Source organism: Streptomyces tubercidicus, from assembly GCF_027497495.1.
Lineage (GTDB): Bacteria > Actinomycetota > Actinomycetes > Streptomycetales > Streptomycetaceae > Streptomyces > Streptomyces tubercidicus.
In genome coordinates this window covers 2021745-2047588 of the sequence record NZ_CP114205.1, presented here as the reverse complement: position 1 = coordinate 2047588, position 25844 = coordinate 2021745, and the positions used below count along the sequence as shown (strand labels likewise).

20 protein-coding genes and 1 riboswitch are annotated in these 25844 nt (G+C 71.8%); of the genes, 13 read left to right on the top strand and 7 right to left on the bottom strand.

Annotated elements, in window-relative coordinates; all coding sequences use genetic code 11:
- Positions 1–101 precede the first annotated feature (101 nt).
- On the top strand, positions 102–1271 hold the full coding sequence (locus STRTU_RS08670; protein ID WP_159743007.1) for a CobW family GTP-binding protein: 1170 nt from the start codon (positions 102–104) through the stop codon (positions 1269–1271).
- Positions 1272–1334: 63 nt separating this feature from the next.
- Here STRTU_RS08670 and STRTU_RS08665 read toward each other — a convergent pair whose 3' ends face one another.
- Positions 1335–3782, bottom strand: a complete 2448-nt coding sequence (locus tag STRTU_RS08665; RefSeq protein ID WP_159743006.1) for a DNA gyrase/topoisomerase IV subunit A — start codon at positions 3780–3782, stop codon at positions 1335–1337.
- A 289-nt stretch (positions 3783–4071) separates the two neighbouring features.
- Between STRTU_RS08665 and STRTU_RS08660 the strand changes: the two genes are divergently transcribed.
- The 4 genes from STRTU_RS08660 (at position 4072) to STRTU_RS08645 (ending at position 8984) form a co-directional block, all read left to right on the top strand.
- Complete coding sequence (locus tag STRTU_RS08660; protein WP_159746789.1) at positions 4072–5412, top strand: M16 family metallopeptidase; 1341 nt, start codon at positions 4072–4074, stop codon at positions 5410–5412.
- 38 nt (positions 5413–5450) lie between these two features.
- Entirely contained in the window at positions 5451–6833 is a 1383-nt protein-coding gene (locus STRTU_RS08655) for a M16 family metallopeptidase (RefSeq protein ID WP_159746788.1), read from the top strand.
- Positions 6834–7058: 225 nt separating this feature from the next.
- A riboswitch (cyclic di-AMP (ydaO/yuaA leader) is annotated at positions 7059–7214 on the top strand.
- A 12-nt stretch (positions 7215–7226) separates the two neighbouring features.
- Positions 7227–8027, top strand: coding sequence for a M23 family metallopeptidase (locus tag STRTU_RS08650; protein ID WP_159743005.1), 801 nt, complete (start codon positions 7227–7229; stop codon positions 8025–8027).
- Positions 8028–8294: 267 nt separating this feature from the next.
- Positions 8295–8984: a GntR family transcriptional regulator gene (locus STRTU_RS08645; RefSeq protein ID WP_159743004.1), complete on the top strand. Its 690-nt coding sequence runs from the start codon at positions 8295–8297 to the stop codon at positions 8982–8984.
- A gap of 308 nt (positions 8985–9292) precedes the next feature.
- Here STRTU_RS08645 and STRTU_RS08640 read toward each other — a convergent pair whose 3' ends face one another.
- Positions 9293–9574 carry an HPr family phosphocarrier protein gene (locus STRTU_RS08640; protein WP_026170334.1) on the bottom strand — a complete coding sequence of 94 codons (282 nt, stop codon included), beginning with the start codon at positions 9572–9574 and terminating at the stop codon, positions 9293–9295.
- 207 nt (positions 9575–9781) lie between these two features.
- Here STRTU_RS08640 and STRTU_RS08635 point away from each other — a divergent pair, with 207 nt between their 5' ends.
- From STRTU_RS08635 to STRTU_RS08620, 4 genes are read left to right on the top strand one after another with little or no spacing between them, the layout of a single operon-like run.
- A complete protein-coding gene (locus STRTU_RS08635) occupies positions 9782–12835 on the top strand; it encodes a bifunctional acetate--CoA ligase family protein/GNAT family N-acetyltransferase (protein ID WP_159743003.1) in 3054 nt (1017 codons plus the stop codon).
- A gap of 38 nt (positions 12836–12873) precedes the next feature.
- Positions 12874–13464 carry a DUF5998 family protein gene (locus STRTU_RS08630; protein ID WP_159743002.1) on the top strand — a complete coding sequence of 197 codons (591 nt, stop codon included), beginning with the start codon at positions 12874–12876 and terminating at the stop codon, positions 13462–13464.
- Positions 13464–14654 (top strand): alkaline phosphatase family protein, encoded by a 1191-nt coding sequence (locus STRTU_RS08625; protein WP_159743001.1) that lies wholly within the window; start codon positions 13464–13466, stop codon positions 14652–14654. Before STRTU_RS08630 ends, STRTU_RS08625 begins: the two co-directional genes overlap by 1 nt.
- 60 nt (positions 14655–14714) lie before the next feature.
- Entirely contained in the window at positions 14715–15380 is a 666-nt protein-coding gene (locus tag STRTU_RS08620) for a thymidine kinase (protein WP_159743000.1), read from the top strand.
- A 46-nt stretch (positions 15381–15426) separates the two neighbouring features.
- On the opposite strand, the gene STRTU_RS08615 is transcribed toward STRTU_RS08620, so the two are convergent.
- Positions 15427–16212 carry a VOC family protein gene (locus STRTU_RS08615; protein ID WP_159742999.1) on the bottom strand — a complete coding sequence of 262 codons (786 nt, stop codon included), beginning with the start codon at positions 16210–16212 and terminating at the stop codon, positions 15427–15429.
- Between the two features lie 249 nt (positions 16213–16461).
- Here STRTU_RS08615 and STRTU_RS08610 point away from each other — a divergent pair, with 249 nt between their 5' ends.
- Positions 16462–17301 carry a sulfurtransferase gene (locus tag STRTU_RS08610; protein WP_159742998.1) on the top strand — a complete coding sequence of 280 codons (840 nt, stop codon included), beginning with the start codon at positions 16462–16464 and terminating at the stop codon, positions 17299–17301.
- Between the two features lie 102 nt (positions 17302–17403).
- Here the strand turns inward: STRTU_RS08610 and sepH are convergent, their stop codons facing one another.
- The gene (sepH, locus tag STRTU_RS08605) at positions 17404–18468 is read right to left on the bottom strand and encodes a septation protein SepH (protein ID WP_159742997.1); all 1065 of its coding nucleotides are present in this window, start codon (positions 18466–18468) and stop codon (positions 17404–17406) included.
- 496 nt (positions 18469–18964) lie between these two features.
- Here sepH and STRTU_RS08600 point away from each other — a divergent pair, with 496 nt between their 5' ends.
- Positions 18965–20140 carry a hypothetical protein gene (locus STRTU_RS08600; RefSeq protein ID WP_159742996.1) on the top strand — a complete coding sequence of 392 codons (1176 nt, stop codon included), beginning with the start codon at positions 18965–18967 and terminating at the stop codon, positions 20138–20140.
- A 96-nt stretch (positions 20141–20236) separates the two neighbouring features.
- On the opposite strand, the gene STRTU_RS08595 is transcribed toward STRTU_RS08600, so the two are convergent.
- Both STRTU_RS08595 and STRTU_RS08590 read right to left on the bottom strand, forming a co-directional pair.
- Positions 20237–21580, bottom strand: coding sequence for a D-arabinono-1,4-lactone oxidase (locus STRTU_RS08595; RefSeq protein ID WP_159742995.1), 1344 nt, complete (start codon positions 21578–21580; stop codon positions 20237–20239).
- A 239-nt stretch (positions 21581–21819) separates the two neighbouring features.
- Positions 21820–23097, bottom strand: a complete 1278-nt coding sequence (locus STRTU_RS08590; RefSeq protein ID WP_159742994.1) for an MFS transporter — start codon at positions 23095–23097, stop codon at positions 21820–21822.
- A 178-nt stretch (positions 23098–23275) separates the two neighbouring features.
- Between STRTU_RS08590 and STRTU_RS08585 the strand changes: the two genes are divergently transcribed.
- Together STRTU_RS08585 and STRTU_RS08580 are read left to right on the top strand one after the other, a co-directional pair.
- Positions 23276–24430, top strand: coding sequence for a ferrochelatase (locus tag STRTU_RS08585; RefSeq protein ID WP_159742993.1), 1155 nt, complete (start codon positions 23276–23278; stop codon positions 24428–24430).
- A gap of 45 nt (positions 24431–24475) precedes the next feature.
- Entirely contained in the window at positions 24476–25321 is an 846-nt protein-coding gene (locus STRTU_RS08580) for an inositol monophosphatase family protein (protein WP_159742992.1), read from the top strand.
- A gap of 80 nt (positions 25322–25401) precedes the next feature.
- On the opposite strand, the gene STRTU_RS08575 is transcribed toward STRTU_RS08580, so the two are convergent.
- Positions 25402–25578 (bottom strand): hypothetical protein, encoded by a 177-nt coding sequence (locus STRTU_RS08575; RefSeq protein WP_167539123.1) that lies wholly within the window; start codon positions 25576–25578, stop codon positions 25402–25404.
- Positions 25579–25844: the final 266 nt, after the last annotated feature.

Sequence of the window (25844 nt, the reverse complement as noted above, 5' to 3'; positions counted from 1 at the left end):
CGGGCGGGGCCGAGCCCGCGGCGTCGGCGGTCCGTTACGATCGACAGCTCGTCCGCCGCCGGTCCGTGCGGCCCGCCACCCGCACCATGGAGGCGTCCCCCTTGGCCACGCAACAGATCCCGGTCGTCGTGCTCGCGGGCTTTCTCGGGTCGGGCAAGACCACCCTCCTCAACCACCTGCTCGGCACCGGCGACGGCACCCGGATCGGCGCGATCGTCAATGACTTCGGCAGCATCGAGATCGATGCCATGACGGTCGCCGGGCAGGTCGACTCGATGGTCTCGCTCGGCAACGGCTGTCTGTGCTGTGCGGTCGACACCAGCGAGCTGGACACCTACCTGGAGCGGCTGGCCCGCCCCGCCGCCCGTATCGACGTGATCGTCATCGAGGCCAGCGGGCTGGCCGAGCCGCAGGAACTCATCCGGATGATCCTCGCCAGCGACAACGACCGGATCGTCTACGGCGGGCTGATCGAGGTCGTCGACGCCGCGGAGTTCGACGACACCCGGGCCCGGCATCCCGAACTGGACCGGCATGTGGGCATCGCCGACATCGTGGTGCTCAACAAGGCCGATCGCATCGCCGACGCGGCGCGGCAGTCACTCATGGACACGCTCGCCGGCCTCGCTCCGGGCCGTCCGGTGATCTGTACCGCATACGGGAGGGTCGATCCCGAGCTGTTCTTCGACCGCGGACCGGGCGAGGACCACGACGCGGCCGTTCGCCAGCTGTCCTTCGAAGACCTGCTGCGCGAGGCCGCGGCGTCCGGGGCTCCCGCCGACCGCGCCCACGACGCCGACCACGCCCACGACGCCGAGGACCGATGCGACCACCCCGGCGATGGCGACGCCCCCGGCGGTTGCGGCCACCCCGGCCACACCCACCCCGCAGGGCACCTCCACGCCGCCTACGAGAGCGTCGAGTTCACCTCTGCCGAGCCGATGCATCCGCGCCGCCTCATGGACTTCCTCGACAGCCGCCCGGCCGGCCTCTACCGCATCAAGGGCTTCGTCCACTTCGACGTACCGGAGAACCGCCAGAAGTTCACGGTGCACGCCGTCGGTGACTTCCTGCGCTTCTACCCCGCGCCGTGGCCGAAGGGCGAGGAGCGGTGCACCCAGCTCGTCATGATCGGCAGTGGCATCGACGCCCCGGCTCTGCGCAAGGAGCTGGAGAACTGCCGGGAGAGCGCACCGTCCGAAGCCGATCCGAACAGCATGTGGGGTGTGCTGCGGTACGTGGCAGCACACGAGGAGGCGGAAGACGAGTGACGCCGTCGGGCCGGCACTCCACCGGCCCGACGGCGTCAACCGTCTCTCCTGCCCTGGCTGCTGTTACACCGGCCCCGCCATCGCCGCCACAGGCTTCGTCAGCGGCACTCCCGAGCCGTCCCGGCGCGGATCCACTTCCGGCAGTTCGACGGGAGTGCCCTTGGCATCAGCGGCCCGTACCGGAGCGGGCACGGCCCACGCCCGGGTCAGACAGTCCTCGCCCTTGAGGAACCGCTGGCAGCGCACACCGCCGGTCGCCCGGCCCTTGCGCGGGTACTGGTCGAACGGCGTGAGCTTGGCCGTCGCCACCGAATCGTCCAGTGTGCCGTGCGAGCCGGCGACCGTGAACACCATGGCGTCGGTGGCCGGATCGACCGCGGCGAACGAGATCACCTTCGCGCCCTCGCCCAGCTTGATGCCCGTCATACCGCCCGCGGGCCGGCCCTGTGGCCGCACCTGCGACGCCGGATAGCGCAGCAGCTGCGCCTCGTCGGTGATGAAGACCAGGTCCTCCTCACCGGTGCGCAGCTCGGCCGCGCCCACGATGCGGTCGCCGTCCTTGAGGGTGATGACTTCCAACTCCTCCTTGTGGGCGGGGTAGTCGGGCACCACGCGTTTGACGACGCCCTGTTCCGTGCCGAGTGCCAGGCCCGGCGAGGACTCGTCCAGTGTGGTCAGACAGATCAGCTCCTCGCCGTCCTCCAGGGTGAGGAACTCCGAAAGCTGTGCGCCACCGGAGAGACTGGGTGCCGCCGCGGTCTCCGGGAGCTGGGGCAGGTCGATCACCGAGATCCGTAGCAGCCGGCCCAGGGACGTCACCGCCCCCACCTCGCCCCGGGTGGTCGCCGGCACCGCCGAGACGATCACATCGTGCTTGACGCGCTTGGCGTCGACGTCGAAGGACACGTCCCCGGTGACCGTGCGCGCCAGCAGCCCCGTTGAGGAGAGCAGCACCCGGCACGGGTCGTCGGAGACCTCCAGCGGCACCGCGCCGACCGTGGTGCCCGCCGACTCCAGCAGTACTGTCCGCCGGTCCGTGCCGTACTTCTTCGCGACCGCGGCGAGCTCGCCGGAGACAAGCTTGCGCAGTTCGGCGTCCGACTCCAGGATCTGCGTCAGCTTCTCGATCTCGTCCTGGAGACGGTCACGTTCGGATTCCAGCTCGATACGGTCGAACTTGGTCAGCCGGCGGAGCGGGGTGTCCAGGATGTACTGCGTCTGGATGTCGCTCAGCGAGAAGCGCTCGATCAGCCGCTCCTTGGCCTGTGCGCTGTTCTCGCTGGAGCGGATGAGGCGGATGACCTCGTCGATGTCCACCAGGGCCGTCAGCAGGCCCTCGACCAGGTGGAGACGGTCGCGCCGCTTGGTCCGCCGGAACTCGCTGCGCCGGCGCACCACGTTGAAGCGGTGATCGACGTAGACCTCCAGCAGCTCCTTGAGGCCCAGTGTGAGCGGCTGGCCGTCCACCAGCGCGACGTTGTTGATGCCGAAGGACTCCTCCATCGGCGTGAGCTTGTAGAGCTGCTCCAATACGGCTTCGGGGTTGAAGCCGTTCTTGACCTCGATCACCAGCCGCAGACCGTGCTCGCGGTCGGTGAGGTCCTTGACGTCCGCGATGCCCTGGAGCTTCTTCGAGCCGACCAGGTCCTTGATCTTGGAGATGACCTTTTCGGGGCCGACCGTGAAGGGGAGTTCGGTGACGACCAGGCCCTTGCGGCGGGCGGTGACGTTCTCCACGGCGACCGTCGCACGGATCTTGAACGTGCCACGGCCCTTCTCGTACGCGTCCCGTACGCCGCCGAGGCCCACGATCCGGCCGCCGGTCGGCAGATCAGGTCCCGGCACGAAGCGCATCAGGGTGTCGAGATCGGCGTTGGGGTGCTTGATCAGATGGCGGGCCGCGGCGATGACCTCGCCCAGGTTGTGCGGCGGCATGTTCGTCGCCATACCGACGGCGATGCCGGAGGCGCCGTTGACGAGGAGGTTCGGGTACGCGGCGGGGAGGGCGGCCGGTTCCTGCTCCTGGCCGTCGTAGTTCGGCGAGAAGTCGACGGTGTCCTCTTCGATGGACTCCGTCATCAGGGACGTGGCGGACGCCATCCGGCACTCGGTGTACCGCATCGCGGCGGGCGGGTCGTCATTGCCCAGGGAACCGAAGTTGCCGTGACCGTCCACCAGGGGCAGCCGCATGGAGAACGGCTGCGCCATGCGCACCAGTGCGTCGTAGATCGACGCGTCGCCGTGGGGGTGGAGCTTACCCATCACCTCGCCGACGACGCGGGCGCACTTCACATAGCCGCGGTCGGGGCGCAGCCCCATTTCGTTCATCTGGTACAGAATGCGGCGGTGTACGGGCTTGAGACCGTCGCGGGCGTCCGGCAGGGCGCGCGAGTAGATGACCGAATACGCGTACTCAAGGAAGGAACCCTGCATCTCGTCGACGACGTCGATGTCGAGGATCCTCTCCTCGAAGTCGTCCGGCGGCGGGGTCTTCGTGCTGCGGCGGGCCATCGCGGCTGCGGCTCCTTCTGCTGCGTCTACTGCCGATATCGGGAAAGCGTCGGGTCAACCAGGCGGGTCAACCAGCTGGGGGATGAACCCGCGAGTATGTCTGAGTCTGACGCGGACCATTGTGGACCGAGCCACTGACAACGCCGACCGCGACTCCCCCTTCGGCCCCGCGGGAGCCGAGCGCGGCGTACGTTCGGGGCCGGTCGGGCGGGAACTTCGCCAGATGCCGACGCGCTTGCATACAGTGACAGAACTTCCTCGCAAGCGGATCGAAGGGACGTACATGCCCATGGGTCACACGGCCACAGAACAAGCCGGCTCCGGCGGCCTGACAGCGACCGAGCACCGGCTGGCCAATGGCCTGCGCGTGGTGCTCTCCGAAGACCACCTGACCCCGGTCGCAGCGGTGTGTCTCTGGTACGACGTCGGCTCCCGTCACGAGGTCAAGGGCCGTACGGGCCTGGCTCACCTCTTCGAGCATCTGATGTTCCAGGGTTCCGCGCAGGTGAAGGGCAACGGCCACTTCGAGCTGGTGCAGGGCGCCGGCGGATCGCTCAACGGCACCACGAGCTTCGAGCGCACCAACTACTTCGAGACCATGCCCGCCCATGAGCTGGAGCTCGCGCTCTGGCTGGAGGCGGACCGGATGGGCTCGCTGCTGACCGCGCTCGACGAAGAGTCCCTGGAGAACCAGCGCGACGTCGTCAAGAACGAGCGCCGCCAGCGCTACGACAACGTCCCCTACGGCACGGCCTTCGAGAAGCTGACGGCCATGGCGTACCCCGAGGGCCACCCGTACCACCACACCCCCATCGGGTCGATGGCCGATCTGGACGCGGCGTCCCTGGAGGACGCGCGGGCGTTCTTCCGTACGTACTACGCGCCCAACAACGCCGTCCTGTCGGTCGTCGGCGACATCGACCCCGAGCGGACGCTGGCCTGGATCGAGAAGTACTTCGGTTCGATCCCCTCGCACGACGGCAAGCAGCCGCCCCGGGACGGCACCCTGCCCGACGTCCTCGGCGGCGAGCTGCGTGAGGTCGTCGAGGAGGACGTCCCCTCCCGCGCCCTGATGGCGGCCTACCGCCTGCCGCACGACGGCACCCGTGAGGCGGACGCCGGGGACCTGGCGCTGACCGTCCTGGGCGGCGGCGAGTCCTCCCGTCTGTACAACCGGCTGGTGCGCCGCGACCGCAGCGCCGTCGCCGCCGGCTTCGGCCTGCTGCGGCTGGCCGGCGCCCCCTCCCTGGGCTGGCTGGACGTGAAGACGTCCGGCGGGGTCGAGGTGCCCGACATCGAGCGCGCGGTCGACGAGGAGCTGGCCCGCTTCGCCGCCGAGGGGCCGACCCCTGAGGAGATGGAGCGGGCACAGGCCCAGCTGGAGCGCGAGTGGCTCGACCGGCTGGCCACGGTCAGCGGCCGCGCCGACGAACTGTGCCGCTTCGCCGTCCTGTTCGGTGACCCGCAGCTCGCGCTGACCGCCGTGCAGCGCGTCCTGGACATCACCCCCGAGGAGGTGCAGGCCGTCGCCAAGGCCCGGCTGCGCCCCGACAACCGCGCGGTGCTCGTCTACGAGCCCACCGAGCCGACCGACGCCGCCGACACCGAGGAAGGGGAGGCGGACCAGTGAGCGACGCCACCACCCACACCGATTCCCCCGTGAGCGCCATGGACTTCCACCCGCAGCCCCAGGGGGGCGCGCCCAAGCCGTGGGCCTTCCCTGCCCCCGAGCGCAGCCAACTGCCCAACGGGCTCACCCTCCTGACCAGCCATCGTCCCGGCCAGCAGGTCGTCGCCGTCGAGATCAACCTCGTCGCGCCGCTGGACGCCGAACCCGAGGGGCTGGACGGTGTCGCCACGATCATGGCGCGTGCGCTGTCCGAGGGCACCGACACGCATGACGCGGAGGAGTTCGCCGCCGAGCTGGAACGCTGCGGCGCCACCCTGGACGCGCACGCCGACCACCCCGGCGTACGGGTCTCCCTTGAGGTCCCGGCGTCCCGGCTGACCCGTGCGCTCGGCCTGCTCGCCGACGCGCTGCGGGCGCCCGCCTTCCCGGAGAGCGAGGTCGAGCGGCTGGTCCGTAACCGTCTCGACGAGATTCCGCATGAACTCGCCAACCCGGCCCGCCGCGCCGCGATGGCACTGTCCAAGGAGCTGTTCCCGGCCACCGCTCGCATGTCGCGGCCCCGGCAGGGCACCGAGGAGACCGTCGCCCGTATCGACGCCGCGGCCGTCCGCGCCTACTACGACGCCCATGTACGGCCCGCCACGGCCACCGCCGTCATCGTCGGTGACTTCACCGGCGTCGACCTCGCCGCGGCGCTCGCCGACACTCTCGGCGCCTGGAGCGGCTCCACGGCCGAGCCGGTGAAGGCCGCGCCGATCGTCGCCGACGACACCGGCCGGGTGGTGATCGTGGACCGCCCCGGCGCCGTCCAGACGCAGCTGCTCATCGGCCGTATCGGTGCCGACCGGCACGACCGGGTGTGGCCCGCGCAGGTGCTCGGCACGTACTGCCTGGGCGGCACCCTCACCTCCCGTCTGGACCGCGTGCTGCGGGAGGAGAAGGGCTACACCTACGGGGTGCGGGCCTTCGGCCAGGTGCTCCGCTCCACCTCCCCCGCCTCCCCCGAGGGGGCCACGGGTGCCGCGCTGCTCGCGATCAGCGGCTCGGTGGACACCGGTTCCACCGTCCCGGCGCTCGACGATCTGTGGAAGGTGCTGCGCACCCTCGCGGCAGAGGGGCTGACGGACGAGGAGCGGGATGTCGCCGTGCAGAACCTCGTCGGGGTCGCGCCGCTGAAGTACGAGACCGCGGCGGCCGTCGCGGGCACCCTCGCCGACCAGGTGGAGCAGCAGCTCCCGGATGACTTCCAGGCGCAGTTGTACGCCCGCCTCGCGGAGACCGGTACGGTCGAGGCGACCGCGGCGGCCGTCAACGCCTTCCCCGTGGACCGGCTGGTGACGGTCCTGGTGGGCGATGCGGCGCAGATCGCCGAGCCGGTCAAGGCGCTGGGCATCGGTGAGGTCACCGTCGTCAGCAGCTAGGGTGACGCGCCCTGGCCCTCCCGTGTGACGGAAGGTCATAAATCGACATGTGGCTCCCGTGGTGCTTATCGGCCACGGGAGCCGCTGTATGTCCGGTTTATCGCGGCTGGTGCTCTGGTTCTTGTGGCATCCCGCACAAAAAACCGGTTCTGTTTGCCGATTGAAAGTTGACCCGTTTAGCGTCAGTCCGGCTGTTCGTCACAGGTTCGCCACAACAGTGGCACCGGGCAGCCATCGCCGAGTCCCCGTACGGCGCGAGCCAGGGGAGCCGGGGACCCATATGTCCCTTGGGGTGAATCGGACTCCTCTCCGAGGAGCCCGTAGGAGACCTTCCTGCTCCGAACCCGTCAGCTAACCCGGTAGGCGAGAAGGAGGGAAAGGACAAGCCAGCACATGGCGTTCATCCGTGCCACCGGGAAGCACCGTCGCACGAGCCGTCCCGTGAGGACGACCCGCAACATCGCCGGTATAGCCACCCTCGCGGCCGGTGGTGTGGTCGCCTCCGTGGCCTCGCCGGCGCTGGCCGCGACGGACGAGCCGCAGCCGCACGACACCGGGCTGCAGCAGGCCGTCGTGCTGGGGGACGAGCTCGCCAGCCGTGTCGAGGCCCAGGCCGACGCGCAGCAGGCCGAGGCCGAGGTCGCCGCGGCGCGGGCGAAGGCCGAGGCCGTCGCCAAGAAGCAGGCCGACGAGGCCAAGCGGCACGCCGAGGCGGCGAAGAAGAAGGCCAAGGCCGCCCATGAGGCCAAGGTGCGCGCCGCCCGCGACGCGGAGCGCAAGCGCCTCAACGCCTTCGTCGCCCCCATTTCCGACTCCTACGTCTCCACCTCCTACAAGGCGTCCAGCGGCCTGTGGTCCTCCGGCAGCCACACCGGCATCGACTTCCACGCCGCCTCCGGTACCAGCGTCCACGCGGTCGGCTCGGGCACCGTCGTCGAGGCCGGCTGGGGCGGCTCGTACGGCAACAACATCGTGATCAAGATGAACGACGGCACGTACACCCAGTACGGCCACCTGTCGTCGCTCGGCGTCTCGGTCGGTCAGAAGGTCACTCCGGGCCAGCAGATCGGCCTCTCCGGCGCCACCGGCAACGTCACCGGCCCGCACCTGCACTTCGAGGCCCGTACCGGCGCCGACTACGGCTCGGACATCGACCCGATCGCCTACCTGCGCGGGCACGGCGTCAACGTCTGATCCGTCGCCGCCGCATCGGAAGCGTGCCCCCTACGGGCCCACGCCTCCTGCCGAGCGTCCTCCTGGAGCCCCGGTCGCCGACGACCGGGGCTCCGGCGTATTCGGAACGCGGGGTACGCACCGGATACGCCGGTGGCCCGCGACTTCCGGCCAAAAGTTATCCATGAATAACGAGAGGCCGTCGGAAAAGCCGTGCCGGTCGAATAGAGTCACGGAAAAGTCGCCGACCGGCGGCGTTTCCTGGGGATGACGGCGGAGGCACGGAAGATGCGAGGCCATATTTCCGCGCATGCGGTGTGCACGGCGATTCGCGACGACATTGTGTCCGGTGCGCTGGCGCCGGGGAGCCGGCTCGTCGAGGAGATTCTGGCGGCCCGTTACGGCGTCTCCAGGGTGCCGGTCCGCGAAGCGCTGCGCACCCTGCAGTCCGAGGGCTTCGTCACCACCCGCCATCACGCGGGCGCCTGTGTCGCCGAGCCCAGCGAGCAGGAGGCCGCCGATCTCCTCGACATCCGCGCCCTGTTGGAGCCGCTGGGCGCCGCCCGAGCGGCCGCCCGCCGCAGCCCGGCCCACCTCAAGGTGCTCCGCGGCCTGGTGCGCCTCGGCCGCGAGCGGGCCCGTCACGGCAATCCCGCAGATCTGCGCCAACTGGACGGCTGGTTCCATGAAACGCTTGCACAGGCGGCCGGCAGCCCCAGCCTGACGGCGCTGCTGACCCAGCTGCGGCGCAAGATCGAGTGGATGTACGTGGTGGAACCGCCGCCCCGGGCCGGCGAGTCCTGGGACGAACACGGCGCGGTGCTGGACGCGGTGGCCCGGGGGGACGCGGAACGGGCGCGCACCCTGATGGCGGCTCATGTCGAACGCTCGCTTCCGGTCTACCGGCTGCGGCGCCCCGCCGGGACCGAGGTGAGGGATCCGAAACGGCCCGTCAACACGGCACGCGTCCGCCCTTAACAATCGCCCCGTATACAAAGACGCGAGGGAATGGGGTGCGGCGACGCGCGACGGTGCTTTATTCGGTTCGAGCTGAATTCGGCGCGCCTATTTAACGCAGCACACCCATTTTTAACGGCTGGCTTTTTTGACGGCGCCGCGTGCGCTCCATAGCGCGCGCTTTTCCTGACGGATCCCGGATCACGGCCGCCCCCGGAATGTGCGCGCGCCCGTCTCACAATGGACATAAACAAAAAACGGCCCCGCGGTGGCAACCGATCCGGTCGCCATCGCGGGGCCGCCGCATGCAGCAGAAGGTCCTGGCGGGCTCAGACGGTCTCGGGGAGTTCCTCAAGCCCCTCGGCGACGAGCTTGGCCAGACGGTCCAGCGCCGCCTCGGCGCCCTCGGCGTCGGAGGCCAGCACGATCTCCTCGCCGCCCTGGGCGCCGAGGCCGAGGACCGCGAGCATGGAGGCCGCGTTGACGGGGTTGCCATCGGCCTTGGCGATCGTCATCGGGACGCCGGAGGCGGTGGCCGCACGGACGAAGATCGACGCGGGGCGGGCGTGCAGGCCCTCGGCCCAACCGACATTGACGCGGCGCTCTGCCATGGTGTTGCCCTTCAAAGTCGTGACAGTTGTCTAGACCAGTCTCTCACGGTGCCGGGTGTGGTCCGCCGGCTATGTGTCCCGGCCCGTGCGGCCGTGGGCCCCGGTGGAGGCCCGGCAGCCCGTACGCCCTACGGGGTCCCAGCCTGCCCCGCATCCCGAGCGTACGCGCGCCGGTCGGTTGTCAGTGGCCGGTCGTACGCTGTCCGCATGCAGACGCCGCCGGAGCACGCGTACCCGACCCACTGGGAAGCCGACGTGGTGCTGCGCGACGGCGGCACGGCGCGGATCCGCCCCATCACCCCCGATGACGCCGAGCGGTTGGTCTCCTTCTACGAGCAGGTCTCGGACGAATCGAAGTACTACCGCTTCTTCGCGCCCTACCCACGCCTGTCCGACCGCGATGTGCACCGTTTCACCCACCACGACTACGTCGACCGGGTCGGCCTCGCCGCCACGGTCGGCGGCGAGTTCATCGCCACCGTCCGCTACGACCGGATCAACGACCAGGGACTGCCCGCCAAGGACCCCGAGGACGACCAGGCCGAGGTCGCCTTCCTCGTCCAGGACGCCCACCAGGGCCGCGGTGTCGCCTCCGCCCTCCTGGAGCACATCGCGGCCGTCGCCCGCGAACGCGGCATCCGCCGGTTCGCCGCCGAGGTGCTCCCCGCGAACTCCAAGATGATCAAGGTGTTCACGGACGCCGGCTACACCCACCAGCGCACCTTCGAGGACGGCGTGGTCCGTCTCGAATTCGACCTGGAGCCGACCGAGCAGTCCATGGCCGTGATGCGCGGCCGTGAGCAGCGCGCCGAGGCCCGCTCCGTACAGCGGCTGCTCGCGCCGGGCTCGGTCGCCGTCATCGGCACCGGCCGGACCCCCGGCGGCCTCGGCCGTACCGCCTTGCGCAACCTCCTGGACTCCGGCTTCACGGGCCGGGTGCACGCCGTCAACCACGCCTTCCCCGGGGACCTGCAACGGCTCGACCCCGAAGGCGTGCCGGCCGTCCGCGCCCTGCGGGAGATCGCCGACCCGGTGGACCTCGCCGTCATCGCCGTCCCCGCGGACAGCGTCCCCGAGGTGATCCGTGACTGCGGCGAGCACGGGGTCCAGGGCGTGCTGGTCCTGTCCTCCGGTTACGCCGAGGCCGGCCCGGACGGGCGCGAGCGGCAGCGCGCCCTGCTCCGTCAGGCCCGGTCGTACGGCATGCGGCTGATCGGGCCCAACGCCTTCGGTCTGATCAACACCGCCCCCGGCGTCCGGCTGAACGCCTCCCTCGCCCCGCAGATGCCCGGCGCCGGCCACATCGGCCTGTTCACCCAGTCCGGCGCCATCGGCATCGCCCTGCTCAGCGGACTGCACGCACGGGGCCCCGGTGACGGCGGTATCGCCGGCATCTCCGCGTTCGTCTCGGCCGGCAACCGCGCCGACGTCTCCGGCAACGACCTGCTCCAGTACTGGTACGAGGACCCGGACACCGATGTCGTGATCCTGTATCTGGAGTCCATCGGCAACCCCCGCAAATTCGCCCGCCTCGCCCGCCGCACCGCCGCCGTCAAACCGGTGGTGGTCGCCAAGGGCGCCCGGCACAACGGCACCGCCCCGCCCGGCCATGCGGTGCCCACCGTCCGGGTCCCCGACAGCACCGTCGCCGCCCTGATGCGCCAGGCCGGGGTGATCCGCGTCGACACGGTCACCGAGCTGATCGACGCCGGGCTGCTGCTGGCCTCCCAGCCGCTGCCGAATGGCCCGCGGATCGCCATCCTCGGCAACTCCGAGTCGCTGGCACTGCTGGCCTACGACGCCTGCCTCACCGAGGGACTGCGCCCCCAGCGCCCCCGCGTACTGGCCTCCGCCGCGACACCGGACGACTTCCGCGCCGCGCTCGCCGAGGCGCTGTCCGCCGACGGCTGCGACGCCGTGGTCGTCACGGCCATCCCCTGGGTGGGGGAGGAAGCCGCCGTCTCCCCGGGGGACAGCGAGGGCGCCGCGCTCGCCGACGCCCTGCGCACCGCCGCGACCGCCCACCCCCAGAAGCCGGTCACGGTCGTCCACCTGGCGATGGACGACCTGGCGGAGACGCTCGCCGCTCCGGCTCCGGCCTCTGCCCCCGCACAGCCCGCCGAGCCCGCGGCTCCCACCGGGGACGACGCGGCCCCCGCCCAGGACACGGCAACTCCCGCTCGCGACGAGGCGCCCCACCCCGCCCCGGCGCCCCACCCCATGTACCCGCCCCCGGCGCCCCCGTCCATCCCGCCAACTCCGTCCCGTCCCCCACGCCCCGTGGCCCCCACCGGCCCGCCGCCCACCCTCACCACACGCCAGACGCCCCCGCTCCGCGGCGCCGACGCCGACCCTCCGCACCGGCCCCGCCGTGAGCCCCTCCGGATCCCCGCGTACCCTGCCGCCGAGCGCGCCGTCCGCTCGCTCGCGGAGGCCGTCCGCTACGCCGCCTGGCGCCGGGAGGCCGCCGACCCGGGACGGGTCCCGGAGTACGACGACATCCAGGAGGCCCAGGCCGGCGCCGATATCGAACGCCTTCTGGACCGGCTCACCCCCGACGCCCCCACGGGCCGTTCCGTCCCGGTGCCGTCCCAGGACGCCGAGGCCCTCCTCGCCCGTTACGGCATCCATACGCTGCCCGTCCTCCCGGCCCCCGACCCGGACACTGCCGTCCGCGCCGCCGCCCGCCTCGGCTATCCGGTGGCCCTCAAGACCACCGCACCCCATCTGCGCCACCGCCCCGATCTCGGCGGCGTACGGCTGGACATCGCCGGTGAGGCCGAACTCCGCCGTACCTACGCCGAATTGACCGACTTCCTCGGCTCCCCGGAGGAGCTGCAACCGGTCGTCCAGTCCATGGTGCCGCGCGGTGTGGACACGGTCGTCCGTGCCGCCATCGACCCCGCCGCCGGCGCCGTCCTCTCCTTCGGCCTGGCCGGGGCGCCCTCCCAGTTGCTCGGCGACATCTCCCACCGCCTGATACCCGCCACCGACCGCGAGGTGGCCGAGCAGATCCGCTCGATCCGTGCCGCCCCGCTGCTCTTCGGCTGGCGTGGCTCCCAGCCCGTGGACACCGCGGCCCTGGCGGAGCTGCTGCTGCGCGTCTCGCGGCTCGTCGACGACCACCCCGAGGTCGTCGGCGTGGACCTCGAACCGGTCGTCGTCGCAGCCCACGGGCTCTCCGTCCTGGGCGCGACCGTCCGGCTGGCCCGCGCGCCCGCCACCACCGACCTCGGCCCCCGCCGGCTGCCCGTCTACTGAGGCTCTCGCGGCCCGGTACGCCCCGTAAGATGGACTCCATGGCTAAGACCGGTACGACGACCCAGGGGCTGCGCGCGGCGATCGAGCGCAGTGGCTATTACCCGACGCTCGTGGCCGAGGCGGTGCAGGCCGCGGTCGGCGGTGAGCCGGTGGTGTCGTACCTCGTCCACCAGGAGACGACCTTCGACGCCAACGAGGTCCGCCGCCATGTCACGGTCCTGGTCCTGACCGGCACCCGCTTCATCGTCAGCCACACCGACGAGCAGGCCGCCGACGCCACCTCGCCGTCCCCGTATGCCACCACCTCCACCGAGTCGGTCAAACTGGGCCGAATCTCCTCCGTGGTGCTCAGCCGGGTGGTCGCCAACCCGGAGTCGTACACACCGGGCCAGCTGCCCCGCGAGGTCGTGCTGACCATCGGCTGGGGCGCGGTCGCCCGCCTGGATCTGGAGCCGGCCGCCTGCGGCGACCCCAACTGTGAGGCGGACCACGGCTACACGGGCTCCTCCACCGCCGACGACCTCTCGCTGCGGGTCAGTGAGGCCGGGGACGGGCCGGACTCGGTCCGCGAGACCCTCACCTTCGCCCAGGCGCTCTCCGAGGCCACCGCGGCCACCACCGCCCGCTGATGGTCCACACCGCCCCCGCCTGGCCGGAGCCCGAACCGCTCGACCCGCTCAGTGCCCCGGTACCCCGGTACGGCACCGCCTCCCTCGCCGACCTGCTGCCCACCATCGCCGCCGGGCAGGGCATATCCGGCCTCGCCGGTGCGATGGAACTGGCCCCCGCCGACCGGGCCTGTGTCTTCCTGATCGACGGCCTCGGCTGGGAGCTGCTGCGTGCCCACCCGGAGGAGGCACCGTTCCTCACCTCGCTCCTGGACACGTCGTTCAACGGCAGCGGCCGTCCGCTCACCGCGGGCTTCCCCGCCACCACTGCCACCTCGCTCGCCTCGGTCGGCACCGGACTGCCCCCCGGCGCCCACGGCCTGCCCGGCTACACCTGCGAGGACCCGGCGACCGGCGCCCTGATGAACCAGCTGCGCTGGTCTCCGTGGACCGACCCGCATGTCTGGCAGCCGTATCCGACGGTCTTCCAACTGGCGGACGCCGCCGGTATCCACACCTGCCAGGTCTCCGCACCGGACTTCCAGCACACCCCGCTCACCAAGGTCGCGCTCAGCGGCGGCACCTTCCATGGCCGGCTCTCCGGTGAGGAGCGGATGGACCTCGCCGCCGAACAGCTCGCCGCCGGCGACCGTTCGCTGGTCTACACGTACTACTCCGAGGTCGACGGCAAGGGACACCGCTACGGCGTCAACTCCGACGCCTGGCGCGGCCAGTTGATGTATGTCGACCGGCTCGCGCAGCGGCTGGCCGAGCAGCTTCCGCCGCGCAGCGCCCTCTACATCACCGCCGATCACGGCATGATCGACATCCCCTTCGACGCCGAGTCCCGGATCGACTTCGACGAGGACTGGGAACTGCGCGCCGGCGTACGCCTGCTGGGCGGCGAGGGCCGGGCCCGGCATGTGTACGCCCACCCGGGCGCGGCCGCCGATGTGCTCGCCGTATGGCGTGAGGTGGTCGGTGAGCAGATGTGGGTGGCCGGCCGTGAAGAGGCCATCGCCGCCGGGTGGTTCGGACCGCGGGTCGACGACCGGGTGCGTGCCCGGATCGGCGATGTCGTCGCGGCCGCCCATGCCGACATGGTGATCATCGCGACGGAACGAGAGCCCCGGGAGTCGGAGATGGTCGGGATGCACGGCTCCATGACCCCGGTGGAACAGCTCGTTCCGCTCCTGGAAGTCCGCACCTGACCCGTACGGCCACCCGCCCGCACGTCACCCCTCACGAGCCCGAAAGGCCCGCACCTTCCCATGCCCGAGCTGGTGTTCTTCTCCGGAACGATGGACTGCGGCAAGTCGACACTGGCTCTGCAGATCGAGCACAACCGTTCCTCCCGCGGGCTGCAGGGCATGATCTACAGCCGCAACGACCGGGCCGGCCACGGCAGGCTCTCCTCCCGCCTCGGCCTGGTCACCGAGGCCGTGGAGGCGGCGGACGACATGGACTTCTACGCACATGTCGTCGGCCATCTCTCCTCCGGCGGCCGGGTCGACTACGTCATCGCCGACGAGGCCCAGTTCCTCGCCCCCGACCAGGTCGACCAGCTCGCCCGGGTCGTCGACGACCTCGAACTGGACGTCTTCGCCTTCGGCATCACCACCGACTTCCGCAGCAAGCTCTTCCCCGGCTCCCAGCGCCTGGTCGAACTGGCCGACCGGGTGGAGGTGCTGCAGGTCGAGGCGCTGTGCTGGTGCGGCGCCCGCGCCACGCACAACGCCCGCACGGTCGGCAACCGGATGGTCGTCGAGGGCGCCCAGGTCGTGGTCGGCGATGTCGTCGGTGACGTGGACGGCCCAGCGGCCGAGGTCGGCTACGAGGTGTTGTGCCGGCGCCACCACCGCCGCCGCCAGACCTCCGCGACCGCCCGCGCGGCCGCGCTGTCCCCGGACGTCCTGCCCGTCGACAGCGCGCGGTAGGGACCGCCGACGGACGCCGTGCCCCGGCCCGGTGTGTGACGGGCGCTCAGGGCTGCTGGATGAGCGTGAAGACGGCGCCCTCGCTGTCCGAGACGGTCGCCAGCCTGCCGTGCGCGGAGTCCCGGGCGCCGTCCAGCACCTGTCCGCCAAGTTCGGTCACCCGGCGGGCCGCCGCGTCCGTATCGGAGACGGCGAAGTACGTCATCCAGTGGGAGCCCCGGTCGCGTGGCAGAGTGCTGCCGACACCGTGGATGCCGGCCACCGGATGGTCCTTGAGGTGCAGCGTCAGATAGTCGAAGCCGGCCGGGTCGTCCGCGGACAGGGGTTCCGCCTCGAAGCCGAAGACATGCTCGTAGAACGGCCCGACGGAGGCGGTGTCCCGGGTGACCAGCTCGTTCCACACCGCGGTGCCCGGCTCACCGGTGAACGCGGTGCCCATCATCGACCGGCCCTGCCAGACGCCGAAGATGGCCCCCTGCGGGTCGGAAGCGATCGCCATCCGCCCGGTGTCGTCGTCGGCGTCCAGCGGCCCGACGCCCACCGTCCCGCCGCAGGAACGGATCTGCTCGGCCGTCACATCCGCGTCATCGCTGGCCAGATAGGTGGTCCAGGAGACCGGGAGATGGCGGTCGGGCGCCAGTTCACCGACCCCGGCGACTTCCCGGCCGTTGAGGAAGGCCCGGGAGTACGGACCGAAGTGCTGCGGCCCCGGGCGGAACTCCCAGCCGAACAGCGCACCGTAGAACTCCTGGGTCACGGGCAGGCTGTGGGCCAGGAGGCTCACCCAGCAGGGCGCGCCGGGCATCCGCCGGGTCGCTGCCTCGGTCGTCATTGTCACTCTCTCCTCGGAGCGTCGGGTGCTGACCATGTGCCGTACGGGCGCGGGTCCCGTGCAGATGCTCGCACCCGGTGACCTGCTGCGCGCCCCGGCCGCGCCGTCCATGGCAGGTTCGCGAGGAAGAATGCCCGTTTCCGGGTTCCCCATCCGTTTCGGCGGCGTTACGAGAGGGTGTAACTGCGCCATACGGAGGGTGGGCACCCACCTTCTGTACGTAGTCGTCGCTACGCAAGGATGAGTCCCATGAATGTCATCATCACCGCTACCGAACTCGCGAGCGAGTTGGCGCGGTCCACCCCGCCGGTGCTTCTGGACGTCCGCTATCAGCTCGGCGGGCCGCCCGGCCGCCCCGAGTACACGGCCGGTCATGTGCCCGGCGCGGTCTATGCGGATCTCGACAGCGAGCTGGCCTCGCCCCCCGGCCCGGCCGGCCGTCATCCGCTCCCGGATCTCGATGTGTTCGCCGGGGCCATGCGGGCGGCCGGGGTCCGCGCGGACCGCCCCGTGGTCGTCTACGACGGCGGCCAGGGCTGGGCGGCCGCACGCGCCTGGTGGCTGCTGCGCTGGACCGGTCACCCCGATGTGCGGGTGCTGGACGGCGGTCTCGCCGCCTGGAAGGCGTCCGGTGGCGCGCTGAGCACCGAGCAACCGGCCCCGCAGGCCGGTGACTTCACGCCGCTGCCCGGTGCGCTGCCGCTGCTCACGGCGGACGACGCGGCCGCCGTGGCCCGCCGCGGCGTCCTGCTGGACGCCAGGGCCGCCGAGCGTTACCGCGGCGAGGTCGAGCCCATCGACCCGGTCGCCGGCCATATCCCGGGCGCCGTGTCCGCGCCGACGACCGAGAACGTCGTCGAGGGCGACACGGTCTTCCGTGACGCCGCCGACCTGGCCAAGCGGTTCGCGTCGCTGGGCGCCACCGCGGACGCGGAGGTCGGCGTCTACTGCGGTTCCGGGGTCTCCGCCGCCCAGCAGGTGCTGGCCCTCGCGGTCGCGGGCGTCCCCGCCGCGCTGTACGTCGGCTCCTGGAGCGAGTGGACCGCCGACCCGTCCCGCCCGGTCGCGACGGGCCCGCAGCCCGGCTGAGGCCCGTACAGGCCCCTGGACGGGCCTGTCACCACGCCGTTCGCCCGCCCCGGGAAGCCGAGGCGGGCGAACAGGCTGACGCGCAGGGGGCGGGCGGCCCCGTTACTCCGGCTTCTTGCGCCGTGTGCCGAAGACGATCTCGTCCCAACTGGGCACCGCGGCACGGCGCCCCGGCCGTACCCCGTCCGCCTCGGCCTGCCGGTCCGTCGTCCCGGTCAGCCGGTCGCGGTGCCCGGCCACCGCGCGCGGCATCAGCACATCGGCGTACGCGGAACCCGCGCCCGCGCTCGCCGCCGGGGCGGGCGGCTCCTCGACCTCGGCCTCGGACTCCTCGTCGCTCTGCTGCGACTTCACGCTCTCCGGGACGACCATGTCGCCACGGAAGCTCGGCACCGCCTCCAGCAGGCTGGTCAGCGAATCCCGCTCCCGCTCGCCCGTGGCCTCTTCCACGACCCGCGGCTCGTCGTCCTCACCGCCGGACTGCGCCGCGCGTTCGCCGCGCTCGGACGACTGCCGGTCCAGGGCGCGGTCCAGCGGCCGGTCGCGCGGCAGCCGCGCGATCCGCGGTACGAACGGGAAGCTCGGCTCGGGTGTGTCGTCGGTCTCGCCGATCAGTGCCCGCGCCTCGTCGTCCACGGCCTGGACGAGCCGCCGCGGCGGGTCGTAGGTCCAGCTCGCCGAGTGCGGTTCGGCCGCGACGCGGTAGACCAGCAGCACCTCCCAGGTGCCGTCGTCCCGGCGCCAGGAGTCCCACTGGACGCTGTCCTTGTCGGCGCCGCGCAGCAGCAGCCGCTCCGCCACCGCCTCGCCGAGCTGCGGACCGGTGTTCTCGCCGGGGCGCCGTACCGGGGTCTTACGGGCCCGCTCGGCCATGAACGCACGCTCGGCGAGCACCGGGCCCTCGAAGCGGCGCACCCGGTCGACGGGGATGCCGGCGAGCTGGGCGACCTCTTCGGCGGAGGCGCCTGCTCTTATACGGGCCTGGATGTCCCGTGGGCGCAGATGGCTCTCGACCTCGATCTCGATCTGGCCGAGACGCGCGCGGTCGTTGCGGACGGCGGCGCGCAGCCGTTCGTCGATCGGAAGCGTGTACTCGGTGCTGTCCGCAGCTTTGAGCACCAGCCGTGTGCCGTCGTTGGAGACGGCCACGACACGCAGTTCGGGCATGGGGACCTCCCGGGTGGTGCCTGCCGACGTCACGTGCGTCGCTGCTTCCGCTAGTCGAGTGTGGCCTGCCCGGGTGCAGCCTGCCACAACATTGCCGAGTTGCCCGGCGTGTCGGGGCTTGGCCCTGAAACGCCGTTATGACACGGTTACCTGTTCGCCACGCTCAGTGACCGTATCCCTTGTCTGTCGCCGTGTACCCGTACCGAGCGACGGCACCCCCGGTGAGTGCCGCCTTCAGGGCCCCCTCCCGCGGGTTCCGGGCAGCCGGACGGGAACCGGGGCCAGGGCTCGCCACAGTACTCCATTTGGACCACTTAGGTGGACCGCCGCGCCGCCGAACTTCTGGGCGGGCAAGGGTGTTCGGTCGTCTTGTCGACCTCTCTACCTGGGGCGTAGGTGGCGAGTTTCACAGATTCCCCAAAATCGGAACTATTGGCTCCGCCGAATGGTCACTTCTCCATGCAAGATGGATCGAAGGGGCTATCAAAGGTTGGAGATGGACGAAGAAACCGAAACCGACACGAAGAAGAAGGAGAAGCGGCTGGACCTGAGCGTCGCTCAGGTAGCCGGGAGCGCGCTCGCTGCCGCCGTCGCCGCGTACCTCGCGGGCCGGCTCGGCGTCTACGGAACCATCATCGGCGCGGGTCTGGTCAGTGTCGTGGCCACGACCGGCGGCTCGGTATTCCACCACCTGTTCCGGCGCACCGGCGAACAGATCAAGGAGGCGACGGTCACCACTCGGCCGAAGCCACGCCGCTCCTCCTCCAGCCGCACTCGATCCACCGCACCACACGCTCGGCAGGCCGATCCCACGATGGTGCTGCCGACCTTCGACAAGCAGGGCACGGAGGACCGGGTCACCTCCGTCGCCGCCAGGACACCCGGGCGCGACACCGCCCGTACCCAGCTGATCCCGCGGGCCGAACAGGCCCACCGCCGTGATCCGGCGAGCGCCCACCCGGCTCCGCGATCCGACGACGCGACGCGGATGCTGCGGGCCGGGCACGGCATGATCGGCGCCCCGCGCACGGCGGACGGCGCGGGCCGGGAGCGGCCCGCCGACCGGACGCAGCGGGTGCCGCGCCTCGACGAACGGACCATGGCGCCCGGCCGGCCCGCGGGCCACCCCGCCGGACCGCCCGAGGAGCTCGGCACCACGACGTACGGCACCCGGCTGCGCGGCTGGAAGCGGCCGGCGCTCGGCGCGCTCGCGGTCTTCGTGCTCGCCATGGGGGCGGTGACCGGCACCGAGCTGCTGACGGGGCAGACGCCGAGTGGCCAGAAGGGCACCACGCTGAGCAACCTCACCCATACGGGAGGAGGGGCCCGGCAGCAGCCCCGTACGCCGCAGTCGCCCGACCCCGGCTCCCCGGAGAACGGCAGGCATCACGGCAACAGCGGTGAGCCGAGCCCGGACCGGGGCACGCAGAAGGACGACGGCACCGGCAAGGGCGGGGAGGGTGACTCCCCGTCGCCGGCCCCGAGCCCGTCCGACGGCGACAAGGCATCGCCGGACCCCGGCCGGCCCTCGACCCCGGACCCGACGCCGAGTGAGTCCACCGATGGCGGTGGCCCCGGGAAGGGCGACGGTTCGACCGGCGGCGCGGACCAGGGAGGCGGGCAACACCAGCAGGAGTCCGACGGGAACGTCCCGGACCCCGGCGCCTCCTGAGCCCGGCCGTCCGTCCCGAGGGGCGGACCGCCCGGCCGGACCCGCAAACGGCCGCGTCCCGGTGCCCCTACGGGTGCCGGGACGCGGCCGTCGTCATCAGTCCCCCAGAACCCGCCGCACGTACGGATTGGCGAACCGGCGCTCCGGGTCCAGCCGGTCACGGACCGCGGTGAACTCACCGAACCGCGGATAGACGTCGGCGAGATAGGCGGCGTCGCGGGTGTGCAGCTTCCCCCAGTGCGGACGCCCGCCGTGCGCCGTCATGATCCGCTCGGCGGCCGCGAAGTACGCCTGGTGCGGCGTTCCGCGGTACATGTGCACGGCGAGGTAGACGGTGTCCCGGCCCGAAGCGGTGGACAGCGGAATGTCGTCGGCCGGTGCGGTGCGCACCTCCACCGGGAAGCTGACCTTGAAGTCGGAGCGCTCCACCAGGGCCTTGAGCTCACCCAGTGCCGCGACCGCGGCCGCGCGGGGCAGCGCGTACTCCATCTCCAGGAACCGCACCCGTCGCGGCGAGGTGAACACCTTGTACGGGATGTCGGTATACGTACGGGCCGACAGTGCGCGGCTGGAGATCTTGGCGATGCCCGGTATGGCGGCCGGTACCGCCCGGCCGACGGAGCAGGCGAGCTGGAAGACCCCGTTGGACAGCAGCTCGTCCTCGATCCAGCCGCTGACCTTCCCGAGGGGCGCCGCCGGGCCCTGGCTGCGGTTGTTGCGCTTGGTGTTGCAGCTGCCGGTGTGCGGGAACCAGTAGAACTCGAAGTGCTCGTTCTCGGCGACCAGTTCGTCGAAGCGGTCGGTCACCTCCTCGTAGCGCATCGGCTCCTCGCGGGCGGTCAGCAGGAACTCCGGTTCCACGGCGAAGGTCAGCTCGCTGATCACGCCGAGCGCGCCCAGGCCCAGCCGCGCCGCGGTGAAGACCTCCGGGTTCTCCCCGGCGGAACAGGTCAGGACCGAGCCGTCGGCGGTGACCAGTTCGAGGGCGGTGATCTGGGCGGCGATCGACGCCGAGTCGCGGCCCGTGCCATGGGTGCCGGTGCCGGCCGCCCCGGAGACGGTCTGCTCCATGATGTCGCCCATGTTGGTCAGCGACAGCCCGTGCGCGGCCAGCGTCTGGTTGAGGTGCTTGAGCGGCGTACCGGCGGCCACCGTCACGGTCCCGGCCGCGCGGTCGACCGTACGGACACCGGTCAGCCGCTCGGGGCGGATCAGCAGTCCGTCGGTGGCGGCTGCGGGGGTGAAGGAGTGGCCGGTGCCGGCCGCCTTGACCGTCAGCCCGTCCGCGGCGGCGGCGCGGATCGCGGCCGCCAGCTCCTCGGTGCTCGCCGGGGCCACGCTCCGGGTGGGGCGGCTGGTGACATTGCCCGCCCAGTTGCGCCAGGGCCCGGTGGTCGGCGCCCGCCCTCCCGAGCCGCCGACGGCGTTGCTGACTGCCATGGTGACGTCCCCTCCCTCCGCGCGGGCCGGCCGCGTACGGCCGCCGTTGGTGTGAGCGCATGATGTCAGTCACCGACACGACATCCGGGCGGGGTGACCGGAATCACACAGGCGGGAAACCGGCCGGAATCGACCGGCTCCCGGGCAACTCGTACCGCTGGTAACAGGCAAGCGGGCGGCGCCCGTTCATGCCGTGCGCCGACCCGGCCCCGTCCGGCCCGAGCTCTCCGGTGACGGCCTTACCTGACGCTCTCCTCGTCCTGCCGCTCGGTGACCGGTTCGTCCTGACGGCTTGACAGCCCGCCGGTCGCGGCCGGGCCCGTCACCGGAGGGGCGGGACGAGGACGGAGCCTGCGGTAGCCGGCGAACGCCACCAGCGCGGCGAGCAGACCGGCGGCCCCCGGCACCAGATAGCCGCGGGCGGCACCCGCGGCGTCCACCACCCAGCCGGCCGCCGACGAACCCAGCGCGACACCCACCGCCAGACCGGTGCTGGTCCAGGTCATGCCCTCGGTCAGCTTCGACCGCGGGACATGCTCCTCGATCAGCGCCATCGTGGTCACCATCGTCGGGGCGACCGACAGCCCCGCGACGAACAGCGCGACGGCCAGCAGCGGCAGCGACCCCACCAGCTGCAGCGGCACCATGCTCACCGCCATGACACACACCCCGACCACCCACCTCCGGGACGGATGCCCCTTGAGGTGCAGCAGCCCGAAGACGGCACCGGCCAGACAGGAGCCCAGCGCATAGACCGCCAGCACCAGACTGGCCGCGGCCTTGTGCCCGACCTCCTCGGCGAACGCCACGGTCACCACATCGATCGCCCCGAAGATCGCGCCGGTCGCCACGAACGTCACCACCAGCACCTGCAGCCCCCGGGAGCGCAGCGCGGACCCCTTGGGGTGCTGCTCCCGCGGATGCGGCACCGGCTCCGTCGCACGCTGCGCCGTCAGCAGGAAGACCCCGGTGCCCAGAAAGACGGCGGCCAGCAGCGGGCCGGCCTCCGGGAACCAGGCGGTGGACAGCCCGATGGACAGGATCGGCCCGAAGATGAAGCACGCCTCGTCGACGATCGACTCCCAGGAGTACGCGGTGTGCAGCTCGCGCGGGGAGCCCCGGTAGATCTCCGCCCAGCGCGCCCGGATCATCGAGCCGACGCTCGGCACACACCCCGCGCAGGCCGCGAAGACGAACAGCGTCCAGTCCGCCCAGCGCTGCTGTGCGCTCAGCAGCAGACCGGCGACCGCGGCGATCGACACCAGGGTGGCCGGACGCAGCACCCGGCTCTGCCCGTGCCGGTCCACCAGCCGGGAGATCTGCGGGCCGAGGACCGCGGCGGACAGCGCGAGGGTCGCGGACAGCGCGCCCGCCAGCCCGTAGCGGCCGGTCAGCTGGGAGACCATCGTGACGATGCCGATGCCCATCATCGACAGCGGCATCCGGCCCAGCAGTCCGGCGGCGGAGAACGACTTGGTGCCGGGGCGGCCGAAAATGGCGCGGTAGGGACTGGGCAACGGGGGAGCTCCGCCGGTGAGTACCGAAGATCGGTAAGGGATGTCTGTGGCTGATACAGCTTACGGGCGGTGCGCCACCGGCCGCCTCCCGTTTTCCGGGCCGGCGCCCGGGGCACCGGCCCGGTCCGCTCCGGGGCCTGCCCGCCGCCCCCGAAAGGAGGGTGGCAGGATCGATGGCATGCCCGAACAGCGCGATCCCAGCCCCTATGACGCCCTGCTGCTGCTGTCGTTCGGCGGCCCCGAAGGCCCCGACGACGTGGTCCCGTTCCTGGAGAACGTCACCCGCGGCCGTGGCATCCCCCGTGAGCGTCTCAAGGAAGTGGGGCAGCACTACTTCCTGTTCGATGGTGTCAGCCCCATCAACGCCCAGAACCGGGAGCTGCTGGACGCGCTGCGCAGCGACTTCGCCGCACACGGGCTGGACCTGCCCGTCTACTGGGGCAACCGCAACTGGGCGCCCTACCTGACCGACACCCTGCGCACCATGGTCCAGGACGGCCACCGCCGGATCGCCGTATTGGCGACCAGTGCCTACGCCTCGTACTCGGGCTGCCGGCAGTACCGCGAGAACCTCGCCGACGCGCTCGCCGCCCTGCGGGCCGAGGGGCTGCCGGTGCCGCAGGTCGACAAACTGCGGCACTACTTCAACCACCCCGGCTTCCTCCGCCCCATGATCGACGGGGTGCTGGCGTCCCTCGCGGCACTGCCCCAGGAAGTGCGGGACGGCGCCCACCTCGCCTTCACCACACACTCCATCCCCACGGCCGCCGCCGACACCTCCGGCACACCCGGCGACCACACCGAGGGCGGCGAGGGCGGCGCCTATGTCGCCCAGCACCTGGACGCGGCGCGGACGATCGCGGACGCCGTCCGCGCGGAGACCGGGGTGGAGCACCCCTGGCGGCTCGTCTACCAGTCCCGCAGCGGCGCCCCGCACATCCCCTGGCTGGAGCCGGACATCTGCGACCACCTGGAGGAGCGGCACGCCGCGGGCGTCCCGGCCGTCGTCATGGCCCCCATCGGGTTCGTCTCCGACCACATGGAGGTCAAGTACGACCTGGACACCGAGGCCACCGCCAAGGCCGCCGAACTGGGACTGCCGGTCGCCAGGTCGGCCACTGTGGGCGCCGACCCCCGGTTCGCCGCGGCCGTCCGCGACCTCCTCCTGGAGCGCGCGGCCACCGAACGGGGCGGCACCCCGGAGCGCTGTGCCCTGGGCGCCCTCGGCGCGAGCCATGACCTGTGCCCGGTCGGCTGCTGCCCCGCACGCGCACCGCGCCCCGCCGCGGCCGGCGCCGACTGGCGGGGACCGGCCGCCGAGGCCCCCGTGTAAGCCCGTACGCCCGCCCCACCACCGCTCACCCGAGCAAGGAGCATCGTGTCCGATCCGCAGCACCCCGACGGCCCGCAGACCGCCCCGGCGCAGACCGAAGCGCTGTACGACGAACTCCTCGACCTGGCCCTGGAGGCCGCCCGCCGCGCGGGGGCGCTGCTGCGCGACGGCCGGCCCGCCGACCTGGGGGTGGCCGCCACCAAGTCCAGCCCCATCGACGTCGTCACCGAGATGGACATCGCCTCCGAGCAGCTGATCACCGGTTTCCTCCGGGAGCGCCGTCCCGACGACGGCTTCCTGGGGGAGGAGGGCGCCAGCATCGACGGCTCCAGCGGCGTCCGCTGGGTCATCGACCCCGTCGACGGCACCGTCAACTACCTCTACGACCTGCCGTCCTGGTCCGTGTCCATCGCGGCGGAGAAAGACGGCGAGGCGGTCGTCGGGGTCGTCGCCGCCCCGATGCGCGGTGAGACCTACCAGGCCGTCCTGGGCCGCGGCGCGTTCAACAACGGCCGGCGCATCCGCCACCGGCCCGCGCCGCCGCTGTCCCAGGCGCTGCTCGGCACCGGTTTCTCCTACCTCGCCGAGCGCCGGGCCGCCCAGGCCGAGGTGCTGCGCACGCTGGTGCCGCAGGTCCGCGACATCCGGCGCGGTGGCTCGGCCGCGATCGACCTGTGTGATGTGGCCTGCGGCCGGCTCGACGCCTACTACGAGCGCGGCCTGAACCCCTGGGATCTGGCGGCCGGCGCGCTGATCGCCCGCGAGGCCGGTGCGCTCACCGGGGGCCGCCCCGGCCGGGATCCCTCCCTGGAGCTGACCCTGGCCGCCTCACCGGAGCTCTTCGCGCAGCTCCAGCCGCTGCTGGACGAACTCGGCGCCTGGCACGACTGACCGGACCCCCGTCCGGGCACGACAGCGCCCCGGCACCATCCCCTGGATGCCGGGGCGCTGTCGTGTGCGCGGTGGAGCGGTCAGGCGGTGCTGACCGCTCCAAGACGCACGCCGTGCTCGGTCGCCAGTCGCTGCAGGTCCTCAAGCTCAGCCTGCTCGACCTCGGCGAGGAAGTCATCGCCCGCAGCGCGGGCCCGGTCCAGATCGGCTTCGGTGTTCTGTATGCGCTGCAAAATGCCTGCGGTGAACGCGTCCATGTGCGCCCCCTCGTCGTGGGTCGGTGGGCACGGGGGTGTGCCGACGGGTGGGTCGATCACGGCGTGGTCCCTGCGATGGAGCAGTCCATGGCAAGTAGCCGAAGAAACAGGGCGTGATCGCGGGTGTGCAGTCGTCCTCCCCACCCGCCACCTCAGGGAAACCTCAACCCGTCCGGGAATCCTCCGCGTCGGGCCCTGGGCACCGTCCTCCACCTACCCCGCACCCACCCCACACCCCTCTTACAGCCGGTTTACGGCTCTTCGGG